The organism is Plastoroseomonas hellenica, assembly GCF_018129085.1.
Taxonomy (GTDB): Bacteria; Pseudomonadota; Alphaproteobacteria; order Acetobacterales; family Acetobacteraceae; genus Plastoroseomonas; species Plastoroseomonas hellenica.
On record NZ_JAAGBB010000017.1, the window covers coordinates 1 to 12,168 of the forward strand.

At 69.6% G+C, this 12,168-nt stretch carries 12 protein-coding genes; 3 read left to right on the forward strand and 9 right to left on the reverse strand.

From position 1 onward, the window contains the following. A partial coding sequence (locus GXW71_RS15065; protein ID WP_211853355.1) for a tripartite tricarboxylate transporter substrate-binding protein occupies nt 1-901 on the forward strand: 901 nt, incomplete at its 5' end. 16 nt (nt 902-917) lie between these two features. Here the strand turns inward: GXW71_RS15065 and GXW71_RS15070 are convergent. The 6 genes from GXW71_RS15070 to GXW71_RS15095 all read right to left on the reverse strand — a co-directional run bounded on the left by GXW71_RS15070 (nt 918) and on the right by GXW71_RS15095 (nt 7,172). Next, nucleotides 918-1,886: a tripartite tricarboxylate transporter substrate binding protein gene (locus GXW71_RS15070; RefSeq protein WP_211853356.1), complete on the reverse strand. Its 969-nt coding sequence runs from the start codon at nt 1,884-1,886 to the stop codon at nt 918-920. A 25-nt stretch (nt 1,887-1,911) separates the two neighbouring features. Further along, nucleotides 1,912-2,880 (reverse strand): ABC transporter substrate-binding protein, encoded by a 969-nt coding sequence (locus tag GXW71_RS15075; RefSeq protein WP_211853357.1) that lies wholly within the window; start codon nt 2,878-2,880, stop codon nt 1,912-1,914. 11 nt (nt 2,881-2,891) lie between these two features. Next, nucleotides 2,892-3,857: a Bug family tripartite tricarboxylate transporter substrate binding protein gene (locus GXW71_RS15080; RefSeq protein WP_211853358.1), complete on the reverse strand. Its 966-nt coding sequence runs from the start codon at nt 3,855-3,857 to the stop codon at nt 2,892-2,894. A gap of 83 nt (nt 3,858-3,940) precedes the next feature. Continuing rightward, nucleotides 3,941-4,678, reverse strand: coding sequence for a peptidase (locus GXW71_RS15085; RefSeq protein ID WP_211853359.1), 738 nt, complete (start codon nt 4,676-4,678; stop codon nt 3,941-3,943). Nucleotides 4,679-4,720: 42 nt separating this feature from the next. Next, nucleotides 4,721-5,656 carry an alpha-E domain-containing protein gene (locus GXW71_RS15090; protein WP_211853360.1) on the reverse strand — a complete coding sequence of 312 codons (936 nt, stop codon included), beginning with the start codon at nt 5,654-5,656 and terminating at the stop codon, nt 4,721-4,723. 4 nt (nt 5,657-5,660) lie between these two features. Then, nucleotides 5,661-7,172: a circularly permuted type 2 ATP-grasp protein gene (locus GXW71_RS15095; protein WP_456315988.1), complete on the reverse strand. Its 1,512-nt coding sequence runs from the start codon at nt 7,170-7,172 to the stop codon at nt 5,661-5,663. Between the two features lie 320 nt (nt 7,173-7,492). On the opposite strand from GXW71_RS15095, the gene GXW71_RS15100 reads away from it, so the two are divergent. Further along, the gene (locus GXW71_RS15100) at nt 7,493-9,118 is read left to right on the forward strand and encodes a thiamine pyrophosphate-dependent enzyme (protein ID WP_211853361.1); all 1,626 of its coding nucleotides are present in this window, start codon (nt 7,493-7,495) and stop codon (nt 9,116-9,118) included. A 7-nt stretch (nt 9,119-9,125) separates the two neighbouring features. On the opposite strand, the gene GXW71_RS15105 is transcribed toward GXW71_RS15100, so the two are convergent. Next, nucleotides 9,126-9,593 carry a DUF3237 domain-containing protein gene (locus GXW71_RS15105; protein ID WP_211853362.1) on the reverse strand — a complete coding sequence of 156 codons (468 nt, stop codon included), beginning with the start codon at nt 9,591-9,593 and terminating at the stop codon, nt 9,126-9,128. Between the two features lie 19 nt (nt 9,594-9,612). Next, the gene (locus GXW71_RS15110) at nt 9,613-10,029 is read right to left on the reverse strand and encodes a rhodanese-like domain-containing protein (RefSeq protein WP_211853363.1); all 417 of its coding nucleotides are present in this window, start codon (nt 10,027-10,029) and stop codon (nt 9,613-9,615) included. Nucleotides 10,030-10,638: 609 nt separating this feature from the next. Between GXW71_RS15110 and GXW71_RS15115 the strand changes: the two genes are divergently transcribed. Continuing rightward, nucleotides 10,639-11,061, forward strand: coding sequence for a hypothetical protein (locus GXW71_RS15115; RefSeq protein WP_211853364.1), 423 nt, complete (start codon nt 10,639-10,641; stop codon nt 11,059-11,061). 384 nt (nt 11,062-11,445) lie between these two features. On the opposite strand, the gene GXW71_RS15120 is transcribed toward GXW71_RS15115, so the two are convergent. Beyond that, complete coding sequence (locus GXW71_RS15120) at nt 11,446-12,075, reverse strand: peroxiredoxin (protein WP_211853365.1); 630 nt, start codon at nt 12,073-12,075, stop codon at nt 11,446-11,448. Between the last annotated feature and the right edge of the window lie 93 nt (nt 12,076-12,168).

Sequence of the window (12,168 nt, forward strand, 5' to 3'; positions counted from 1 at the left end):
CGCGCTGCTGGCGCGGCCGGCGGTCGCGCAGCGCGCCCTGCCGCTGACCCTCGTGGTCGGCGCGCCGGGCGGCTCGGCGCCCGACCGCTGGGCACGCGGCTTTGCGCCCTTCCTCGAACGGCACTGGCCGCGCAGCAGCGTCTCGGTCGCCAACCTGGCGGGCGATGGCGGCATGGTCGCCGCCCGGGCCATCGCCGATGCGCTGCCCGATGGCCGCGCCATCGGCACCGTGGCGATGCCAGCCCTCATCGCCCGCGCCGTCGAGACCGACGCGGTCGCCACCCTGGAACGGCTCGATTTCCTGGGCGCCATCACCGAGGAGCTGCTGGTGCTGGTGGTCGCCCCCGGCATCACGCCCGACATCCCGACGCTGCGCGGCATCGGCGACCGCGGTCGGCTCGGCTGCCCGCCGACCGGCAGTGCCGGGCAGCTCGCGGTGACCATGATCACGGCGGCGCTGCCGCTGACGCCCATCGCCTTCCCCTCACCCGGTACCGCACGCCAGGCGGTGATCGCGGGCAATCTCACTGCCGCGCTGCTGCCGCTGCCGGACGCCATCAATGCGCTGCGCGAGAACAAGTTCCAGGCAGCCGCCATCGCCGCCGAGGCGCGCAGCCCGCTGCTGCCTGATGTTCCGCTCTTCACCGAGGTCGGCCTGCCGAGCGTGCCGGTGACCCAGCGCGGCTTCGCGATGCCGAAGGGTGTGCCGGAGCTGATGCGCCATGGCCTTGCCGAGGCGCTGGAATCGGTGCTCGCCGACCCCGAATTCACCGCCCAGAACACAGCCCAGGGCCGCACCCCCCATCTGGTGCCGGCCGCCGAGTGGGACGAGAAACTGCGCGCCCTCACCGCCCGGCTTCGCCAGCGCTGGCAAACCGATCCCTGGGCGCGCCGGGGTTAATTTCCCCGCGGTCGCCTCAATCCGGGCGGATCTGGTTCTCGCGCACCACGCGCGACCATTTCGCCACCTCGCCGTCCAGGAAGGTCCTGAGCGCGGCGGGGTCGGAGAGGACCAGGCGGGCCTGCTGCGTCTCCTGCATCTGCTGTCTGGTGCGCGCCTCGCTCAGGGTCTCGCGCAGCGCCGCGTTCATGCGCGTGACCATCGCCCCCGGCATGCCATGCGGCGCGAAGACGCCCCACCAGGCCTCCGCCGTCAGCCCCTGGAAGCCCGCCTCCTCCGCGGTCTGCACCTGCGCGAGGCCGGCCAGCCGCGCCGGCCCGAACTGCGCGACGGCGCGCAGCGTGCCGCCGGCGATGTGCGGCGCGACCAGCGCGGCGCTGCCGATCATCATCTCGATATGCCCGGCGACCGCATCATTCACCGCGAGGCCGCCGCCGCGATAGGGCAGATGCGGCATGCGGATGCCGGTGCGGGATTGCAACAGCACCATGGTCAGATGTCCGATGGTGCCGTTGCCGGTGCTGCCATAGGAGACCTCGTCGGGCCGCGCCTTCGCCGCCTCCACCACATCGGCCAGGTTGCGGTAGGGCTTGTCCGACCTGGTCGCGATGACATAGGGCGCGCCGCCGATCAGCATCACGGGATCCAGGTCGCGCGTCAGGTCGAAGGGCAGGCTCGGCAGCAGCACCGGCATCACCGAATGGCTGTCGAAGGTCAGCAGCCAGGTCAGCCCGTCCGGCCGTGCCTTGGCCACCAGGTCGGTGCCGATGGAGCCGGCCGCACCCGATCGGTTCTCCACGATCACCGTCTGGCCCAGCCGCTGCGTCAGCCCCGGCGAGACCAGCCGCGCCACCGCATCGGTCGATCCACCCGCGGCGAAGGGCACGATGATGCGGATGGTGTTGGACTGCGCGCGCAGCGCCGGCGCCGCCAGCACCGTGCCGGCCAGCCCGAGTGCCGCCCGACGCGCGATGCGATGGGTCATGGTCGTATCCTCTCTATTCCTGACACTAAAGATCCTCGAGACCCAGCACGCTCGGGTGGAACAGCTCCTCGGGCTCGATCAGCCGTGCCGCGAGCCCATCGTCCCGTGCGTAGCGGATCATGGCCGCGATCTCGTCGCGGTTGCGCGCAAAGCCATAGGGCCAGGGGTTGCCCCCCATGAAGGCGGTCTGCGCCGCCGCCTCGGCGGCGATCCAAGGCAGCGAGACGCGCAGCACGTTCACCATGGCGAGCTCTTCCAGCGACATCGCCTTGGCGCAGGCGAAGGCGCGGAACAGCTCCGCCGGCAGCCAGGGATGCTGTTCGGCGACGTCCCTGCGCACGGCCAGGCAATGCATGATCGGGAAGAAGCCGGTCGTGCGGTGCCAGGCCTCCTCCTCGCACCGGTAGTCCGGGAACAGGCGGTCGACCGGCGCCGAGCGCGCCAGGTAGCAGGCGGGCGGCCGCGGTCCGATCAGGGCGTCGATCCGGCCTTCGGCCAGCGCCGTCTCCAGGCTCTCGCCCGCCGGCTGCACGTCGAAGCCCTCGGGCAGCGTGATCGCGATGCGCTCATTGCCGATCCGCCAGCGGACGGCCTTGGTGTCGACGCCATGATGCTCGCGCAGGATGCCCCGCACCCAGAGCGCCGCCGTCTGCTGGTATTCCGGCAGCCCGATGGTCCGCCCCGCGAGGTCGGCTGCGGTGCGGATGCCGCGGTCGGTCCGCACATAAATCGCGGAATGCCGGAAGGCGCGCGAGAGGAAGACCGGCACCCCGACATAGGGCGCGTCGCCCCGCGCCGTGGTCACGATGTGGCTGCCCATCGAGAGTTCGGAGATCTCGAAGGCGCGGTCGCGCAGCGCCCGCCGGAAGATCTCCTCCGGCTCGCCCGGGATGGCGTGGAAGCGCAGCTTCGGAGTGGCGACGCGCCCGTCCAGCACCGGCCGCGTGCGGTCCGAGAGCGTGCAGGCGAGCGAGAGGGTCAGCGGCTCGGCCATGGTTCGGACTCTCAATTCGCCTGGATGCGCGCCATGCGGATCCATTCCCGCTGGCGGTCGACGTCGCGCGTCACGAAGGCGCGGAACGCCTCGATGGTCATCGGCATCGGCAACGCTCCCATGCGGGCCTGCGCTTCCTGCGTCGCCGGCAGGGCCAGCAGCCGGTTCACCTCCGCGTTCAACCGGTCGACGACCGCGCGTGGCACCGCCGCCGGTGCCATCAGGCCCAGCCAGATCGAGGCCTCATAGCCCGCGACCGTCTCCGCCACCGCCGGCAGCTCGGGCAGCAGCGGGCTGCGCTCGGGTCCCGTGGTCGCAAGGCCGAGGACGCGCCCGCCGGTGATCTGCTCCCGCATCGTCGGGATGGCGTCGAACATCATCGGCACCTGTCCCGCGATGACAGCCGTCCGCGCTTCGTTCGACCCGCGGAAGGGGATGTGGTTGATCTCCACTCCGGCCATCGCCGCGAAGACCTCGCCCGCGATGTGATAGGGCGTGCCGGGGCCGGAGGAGGCGTAGTCCACGCGGCCCGGATTGGCCTTCAGATGCGCGACCAGCTCCGGCAGCGTCCGCGCCGGCAGCGAGGGATGGATCGCCAGCACGTGGTAGGCGACGTTGATCGCGGCGACCGGCGCCAGGTCGCGCAACAGCACATAGGGCCGGCTCGGCAGCAGCGTCTCGTTCGCCGTATGGGTGTTCGACATCAGCAGCAGCGTGTGGCCGTCGGGTGCCGCCTTGGCCACGGCGTCGGTGCCGATGGTGGCACCACCGCCGGGCCGGTTCTCCACCACGAAGGGCTGCCCCAGCGCCTGGGAGAGCGGCTCGGCCAGGAAGCGGGCCGCGACATCGGCCGAGCCGCCGAGGCCGAAGGGCACGATGATGCGCACCGGCCGCGTCGGCCAGGGCGCCTGCGCCCGGACGGCGGGTGCTGCGAAAAGCGCGGTCAGGCTGCCGAGCGCAACGCGGCGCGAAATCATGCTGTCCTCCTCCCCTGGTCCTGCGGGCGCTTGCCGCACCACTCGAGGTGAGGATCAGCCGGCCACTGCCAATCCGCAAGGGTTCAGCTGATAACCCAGTCCGGCGCCGGCATCGCCCGGTAGGCGTCGCGGAGCGCGCCCGACCAGCCGTCGCGCACGCCCCGGAAATACTCATCCTCCTCGGTGATGCGCCGGCGCAGCCCGGCCGCCAGCGCATCGCGCCGGACGACCAGCAGGTCGACCGGCAAGCCGACCGTCAGATTGGAGCGCAGCGTGCTGTCCATGGAGACCAGGACCAGCTTGATGCCGTCCATCAGGGGCGTGCCGAATTCCACCACCCGATCCAGGATCGGCTTGCCGTATTTGTGCTCGCCGATCTGCAGGAAAGGCGTGTCCTGGGTCGCCTCGATGAAATTGCCGGCGGCATAGATCAGGAACAGCCGGTGCGCCGCCCCCGCGATCTGCCCGCCGAGCAGCAGCGCCACGTCGAAGCCGACACCCTGGGCCGCCATCGCCTGTCCGTCGGTCTGATAGACTTCCCGGACCGCGGCGCCGACGAGCTGGGCGGCGCGAAACATGGTTGGCACGTCACGGAGCGTCTGGCGGAAGCCGTCGAGCATCACGCCTTCCGACAGCCGGTTCCACACCGCCTGGCTGATCGCGAGGTTGCCGGAGGAGAGCATGGCAAAGACCCGCTGCCCCGGCACCTCATCCACCTGCATTTTCGAGAAGATCGAGATGTTGTCGACGCCCGCATTGGTACGGGTGTCGGACAGCAGGACCAAGCCTTCGTCGAGATAGAGGCCGACGCAATAGGTCACGGGCTTGCCCTCCCTCCCTGGGATGCCCGCCCGTTTACCCCCTCACGCCGTCAGATAGAAGCGCGCGATCTGCTGCCCGAGTTCCACGTTGCGATCGATGCATTCGGTCAGGAAGTCGTGCAGTCCCGTCGCCAGGATGGGCTCGATCCGACCGAACTTGAGCCGGGCATGCTGCTCCCCCGCGAGGCGGTGGCATTCCCCGCGCCGCCCGCCGGCGGCGCTGGCGATCATGTCGAGCGTCGATTCCACTCGGCGATAGCAGGCGATCATGGAGCGCGGCAGCTCCGGCCGCAGGATCAGCAGTTCGGCCACCAGATGCGGCTGCAGGCGCGCGTGATAGAGCCATTGATAGGCGCGCTGGGCAGAGACGCTGCGCAGCACCGCCTGCCATTGCAGGTAGTCGATCGCGCTGCCCTCGGCGTCCGGCTGCTTTGCCAGCAGCGTATGCCGCACATCGAGCAGCCGCGCAGTGTTGTCGCCGCGCTCCAGCATGGTGCCGAGATGGGTGAAGCGCCAGGCTTCGTCGCGCAGCATGGTGTCGGCCGCGGCGCCGTAGAAGAGCAGCGACCGTGCCTTCACCCAATCGAGGAAGGGCGCCAGTCCGTCGCTGGAGAGCGCCTGGGGCGCCATCTTGCGCGCCTCGTTCCAGGTGTCGTTGATCGCCTCCCACATGTCGACGGTCAGCGCCGCGCGCACCTGCCGCGCATTGCGCCGCGCCGCCTCGATCGAGGGCAGCAGGCCGGACGGATTGTCGGCATCCAGGATCAGGTAGTGCAGCACGGCGTCCCGCGTCGCCTCGCCGTGCTTCGCGTAGAACCCGGTCTCGCCCCCGGTCGCGACCAGCAGGGACCGCCATTCCTCGTCGCGATGGGTGAGACCGGCCATGCGGGCCGCGACCATCAGGCCGCGCGCGACATTGCCGGCGCGTTCGGTGTAGCGGCCAAGCCAGAACAGGCTGTCCGCGGTGCGGCTCAGCATGGCCTCAATCCCCCTGCCGCTGGGACTGGGATTGCGTGGCGGCCGGCGTCCGGCCGTCCTGCGGAACCGCGGCACCCGCCGCAGGCGGGTCGTCCTGCAAAACCCAGGTGTCCTTGGTGCCGCCGCCCTGGCTCGAATTCACCACCAGCGACCCGTCGCGGAGCGCCACGCGGGTCAGCCCGCCGGGGATGATCCGCACCTCCTTGCCGGTCAGGATGAAGGGCCGGAGATCGACATGGCGCGGCGCGATTCCCGCCTCCACCAGGGTCGGCACGGTGGAGAGCGCCAGCGTCGGCTGGGCGATGTACTCGGCGGGCTTCGCCTTGATACGGGCCGTGAATTCCTCGCATTGCGCCTTGGTGCTGTGCGGCCCGATCAGCATGCCGTAGCCGCCGGAGCCATGCGTCAGCTTCACCACCAGCTCGTGGATATGCTCCAGCACATAGGCGCGGTCGGCCTCCCGATCGCAGAGATAGGTCGGCACGTTGGAGAGCAGCGGCTCCTCGCTGAGATAGAAGCGCACCATCTCCGGCACATAGGGGTAGATCGCCTTGTCGTCGGCGATTCCCGCGCCGGGCGCATTGGCCAGCGCGACGTTGCCGGCCCGATAGGCCCGCATCAGCCCCGCGACGCCGAGCATCGATTCCGGCAGGAAGGCCTCCGGGTCGAGATAGTCGTCGTCGATCCGGCGATAGATGACGTCGACCCGCTGCGGCCCGGTCGTGGTCCGCATGTAGACCACGTCGTCGCGGACGAAGAGGTCGGCGCCCTCCACCGCCTCGACGCCCATCTCGTCGGCCAGGAAGCAATGCTCGTAATAGGCGCTGTTGTAGGCGCCGGGCGTCAGCAGCACGACACGCGGATCCGCCGGGCAGGTTCTGGGCGCCACCGCCTTCAGCGTCTCCAGCAATTCCTCCGGGTAACGGCCGACGGGCGCGATGCGGTGCGTCGTGAACAGCTCGGGGAAGAGGCGCATCATCGCCTCCCGGTTCTCGAGCATGTAGGAGACGCCGGAGGGCGTGCGGCAATTATCCTCCAGCACGTGGAACTCGTCCGGGCCGGTGCGCACCACGTCGATGCCGGAGACATGGGTATAGACCCCGGCCGGCGGCACGAAGCCTTCCATGATCGGCCGGTATACGGGGTTGCCGAGCACGAGCTGTTCCGGGATGCGGCCGGCGCGCAGGATCTCGCGCTTGCCGTAGACATCCTGCAGGAACAGGTTCAGCGCCCGCACCCGCTGTTCCAGCCCGCGCGCGAGCCGGTCCCATTCGCCGCGGCCGATGATGCGCGGGATCAGGTCGAAGGGAATCAGCCGCTCGGGGTCGCCGCCTTCGCCATAGACCGCGAAGGTGATGCCGAGGCGGCGGAACAGCAGCTCCGCTTCGCGCCGCTTGAGACCGAGCGCTTCCGGTGAGGTGCCGGCCAACCATCGCTCGATCTGCGCATAGGCAGGGCGCACGCCGGTGGCGGCATGCATCTCGTCGAAGGCGGGCGGCGTCTCACGCGGCTGCAATGCGAAGGCTCCCCCAGGGCGCTCCCGAGCAGATCGTCGCAGGCCGGGCGTCGGCCGGAGGCGTGAATCTGCTCGGCAGAAAAGCTGCCAGATCGGGTTCGCGCTGACGATAGTCAGTGCGGACCCAGTCTGGCGTCTCTGCCCATTGAGGTTGCAGGAAGCAGCGCCCGGTGCAAGCACGATGGCGTCTCAAAACCGCCGGTGGACCCGGCTTCTGCCCAAAGCGCGTGCACAGCGCGCGCAGCCATGCGGCGGTGCGGGAATTCACGACCCGCCGCGCCGCCCCTATCCTCCCCCAATCGAATGGAGGGAACGATCGAATGGCGGAGCAATCGGGGGCGGAGGTGCTGGCGAGGGCATTCGCGGAGGCAGGCGTCGCACGGATCTTCGGCGTGCCGGGCGGCGGGTCCAGCCTCGACCTGATCGCCGCCGCCAAGCGGGAGGGGATCGGCTTCGTCCTGGCGCGGCACGAATTCGCGGCCGGGGTGATGGCCTCGGTCACCGCTGAGCTCTCCGGCACGCCAGGCATCGCGCTCTGCACGCGCGGCCCGGGCGTCGGCAATGCCGCCAATGCCATGGCCAATGCAGCGCTGGAACGCAGCCCGCTGGTGCTGGTCGCCGACGGCTTCGCGCCGGCCGAGCGCGGCTTCGCGACGCACCAGTATTTCGACCATGCCGCCATGATGGCGCCGGTCGCCAAGGAAACGGTCGCGCTGGACACCATGCCGGCCGGCATGGCCGCCCACCGGGCGCTCGCCACGGCCCTCGCCGCGCCCTGCGGCGCCGCGCTGATCGAGATGTCGGCCGAAGCCGCGCGCGCGCCCGCCGCAGCCATGCCGCGATTCGCGCGCCCGATGCCATCAGTCGCCGATACCGCGGCGTTGGCCGCGGCGCGGTCACTGCTTGGCCGCGCGAAGCGGCCGGTCGCGATCCTCGGCCTCGAACTGCTGGATCCCGACGCCGCGCTGGCCGCGCGCGCCCTGGTTGCGGCGCTGGGCTGCCCGGCACTCGTCACCTACAAGGGCAAGGGCGCGGTCCCCGACGCCGACCCGCTCTTCGCCGGCATCTTCACCGGCGGCGCAGCCGAGGCGCCTGTGCTTGACCAGGCGGACGCCATCCTGCTGCTCGGCGCCGACCCGGTGGAGTTCATCCCAAAACCCTGGCGCTGGGGGGTACCGCTGCTCGATTGCGGCACCGCGCCGCGCCCGCTGCATTACCGCCAGCCGGATGCCGCCTGTTATGGCGCGCTCGCGCCCATGTTGCGCGCGCTCGCGGAAGGGCTGGCGCCGTCCGCCTGGACGCCGGCCGAGATCGCCCGCTTCCGCGAGACCTGGAAGCGAGTGCTGGCCAATCCCGGCGGCGGCCACAATGCGCGCGGCCTCGGCCCGCAGCGCGTGGTGGAGATCGCCCAGGCCGCTTGCCGCAGGGCGGGCGCCGATCCGCGGCTCGCGGTCGATGCCGGCGCCCACATGTTTCCGGCGACCACCTATTGGGAAGCGTCGCGCCCCGGCGACCTGCTGATCTCGAACGGCCTCGCCACTATGGGCTTCGCGCTGCCGGCCGGCATCGCCGCCGCGCTGCATGACCCGGCGCGCGGCGCGATGGCCTTCATCGGCGATGGCGGGTTGCTGATGCAGCTTGGCGAGGTCGCGACCGCGGCGACCCTTGGGGTGAAGCTGGTGACCGTGGTCCTCAACGATGCCGGGCTGTCACTGATCGACATCAAGAAGGGAGGCCGCGACCTGCCGGATCGCACGCTCGACTGGCCGAGGGTCGATTTCGCCGCCGCCGCCCGCGCCATGGGGGCTGCCGGCTTCACCGCCGGCAGCGAAGCGGCGCTGGATGCTGCGCTGGCCGAGGCGCTCGCCCTGCCCGGCCCTTCGGTGATCGACGTCGCCGTCGATCCGTCGGGCTATCCGGCGCAGATCAAGGCGCTGCGGGGCTGATCGGCTCTTACTTCACCGCGTAGACGTCGTAGCAAGGGCCGGAGGGCGGCCTCTGCCCGGTTGCGATGGCAATGGTGCGGTTGAGCCAGCGCAGCGCCGGCGCCGCCGTCTCGAAGCGCATCGCGGCGCGGAAGTAGTAGTCGCTGGCCGGCACCGCCTCGCCCTTCGCCAGCCGCTCCAGCACGGCCGCGGGTCCGGTGCGCACGCCCTGATACTGCACATAGATCAGCGCGCCGGAGGCGTCCTGGAGCGTCAGGCGCACGTCGATCCGCGCGGTGCCGTCCGGCTCCACGCGCAGCCAGTCGGCGCCGCCGGGCAGGATAGCGCCGGAAAGCCGCGGCCCTTCGAAGCGGCCGCCGGTGATCGGCACGATGCGCAGCTCGTGATCGCCGGCATCGCCGACCGGCGCCGGGGCGCCGACTTCGATCGTCAGGCGGAAGAGGAATTCGGTGTCGAGCGGCAGGCGGTCGGCCATGGCGTGTTCCTCCTGTCCCTCAGCGCTGCCGCCAGGGCAGCCCTTCGGCCTTCCAGCCGGAGACGGCGCCGCGATGCCCCTCGGCATCGACCGGTCCCTCGAAGCCGCCGGCGACGTTGAAGGCGTGCGGGAAGCCCGCCGCCTGCGCGGCCTGGCCCGCCGCCAGCGAGCGAGCGCCGGAGCGGCAGAGGAAATAGATCTTCGAGAGCGGCGTCAGCCCCGCCTTGCGCAGATGCTCGGCGAAGGCGCCGTTCACCTGCATGCTGGGATAGACCTGCCAGGGGATCAGCACCGGCTGCTTGCCGAGGCTCGCGAGCTCCGGCAGGCCGACGAAGTTCCACTCCGCATCGGTCCGCACATCGACCAGGGCGGCATCCGGGTCGCTCTCCAGCGCCGCCCAGGTCTCGGTCGCAGTCACATCCGGCACGCCGCTCATCGGGCCACTCCCCCTCGCTCGCGCCGGATGCGGTCCGCGACCCGGCTACTTCACCTCCACATAGCCTCCAAGAACGCGCAAGTAAATCAAGCACTTACGCGGAAAGCGGCGCCAAAGTAATCGATGGCGCCGCCTTCTTCCGGAAAATGAAGGCTCTGCGATTCATAGGGCTAGCACCGGTCCGACGACACCGCCATCGCGGGCGCCAGATCCGCTATCGATCGTCAGGGAAGATCATCCACCTGCTGCACCGACCGGCGTCGGGAATGCAGTCGGCGGCCAGTACGATGCTGCCGCCGTGAGGCCGATGAAAGCGAGGCCCAGGACGATAGCCGCCCCTTGGTCGAGCAAGGTCAGCCGCCGGCGCTTCCTGAAGACGGGAGCATATGGGGCACACCAGTCGCCTATCGAGAATTATCGGTTACACGCCGGCTGCATCCACGCCTTCGCTCGGCGCAAAATCTCAGCTTCCGAAAGCTGCAGGCCTTCTCCGCTACCCGGACCGCGGCGCCCCGGCGGGGAAATGCCGTCGTTGGGCCTGCTGCCGCCGCGTTTATCCACGTCACCAATGCCGCTACTGTATCGGGAATCCGCACCATGAGGCTCCCTGTGTCACAGACGGCCAAAACGGCCTACTCGGTCGAGACCATCCCGAACGCCAAGGTCAAAAACCCCTATGGAACAAACGCCAGGCTCGCTCGGCACGAGCCGTGCGTGCTCTGTGGCTCCGCATCCCGCATGTTCGCAAACGGCGAGAACAAAGCTGTGGATTGCGAAGGCTGCGGCCGATATCTGATTTCTGGCTCGGCCAGCGACATGGTGGACGAACGCCGTGCCGAGGGCACATGGGCGAAAGCCGATAGCGGCTTCGTCAGCGGCTTCATCCGCTACCACCGGGCGGCGGGCCAAGATGCCGACTGGGTCTTGATAACGATCCGGACCTTCGATCACCTTCGGGTGCCGCGCGCCGCGGCGACAGCGCCGCCGCCTGTCGGCCAACCTGCTGCCAGAGGCACCTCGCTTCCGAACTAAGGCGGGCGGCGCCAGCGGGGTTGGGTAGCCACCCGGTCGCGCTTGGACCGGGTGATGATGGGGCCCCGCCTCGATGGAGAGACGTCGCAACAGCGAGGGCATTCCGTAAGGCGACGCCGCGAGTTTCGGGGTTGGTACCCCAGTCGCGTTTCGCTTCGCTGGTAGCCTCTTCGACAAGCCGCTGCCGGGTGCAATGCGCACCAGGTCATACCGATCACCGGCCATACAACGCTCGCCGAGGTGCCGCGCTATACGGCTGCGGCAGAGCAGACGATTTTGGCGCAGGCGGCGATTGCTCGCCTCCTGCCGCCGGCCTCAGCCCTGGAAACAGCTGACAAATCCACAAAGCGGCCTGAAAAGCGCTGATAAATCAGCAGCTCCCGGTCACTTCACCTCCACATAGCGCAGATAGGGCTTCTTGGCTTCCCAACCCTGCGGAAAGAGCTCCTTCGCCTGGGCGTCGGGGATCGAGGGCGGGATGATCGCGCGGTCGCCCGGGCGCCAGTTCACCGGCGTCGCCAGCTTTTTGCTGTCGGTGAGTTGCAGGCTGTCGATGACCCGCAGGATCTCGTCGAAGTTGCGCCCGGTCGAGGGCGGATAGACCAGGAAGAGCCGGATCTTCTTGTTCGGATCGATCACGAAGACGGTGCGGACGGTGATCGAGGGATCAGCCTCCGGATGCACCATGTCATAGAGCTTTGACACCACCCGGTCTGGGTCGGCGATCATCGGGAAGTTCACCGCATGGCCCTGGGTCTCCGCGATGTCGGCTTCCCATCCGGCATGGCTGGAGAGCGGGTCGACCGAGAGGCCGATGACCTTCACGCCGCGCTTGTCGAATTCCGGCTTCAGGCGCGCGGTCTCACCGAGCTCGGTCGTGCAGACCGGGGTGAAGTCCTTCGGGTGGCTGAACAGCACCGCCCAGGAGCTGCCGAGCCAGTCATGGAACTTGATGCGGCCGAGCGTGGTATCGGCTTCGAAATCGGGTGCGATCTGACCGAGCTGGATGCCCAAGTTTCTCTCCTCTTCAGATGCGATTGATGCCCGGCGAATACGCCGTCTTGCGCATCCGAAGCGCTTCCGTGGCAAGATGTCCAGCGGCAGAAA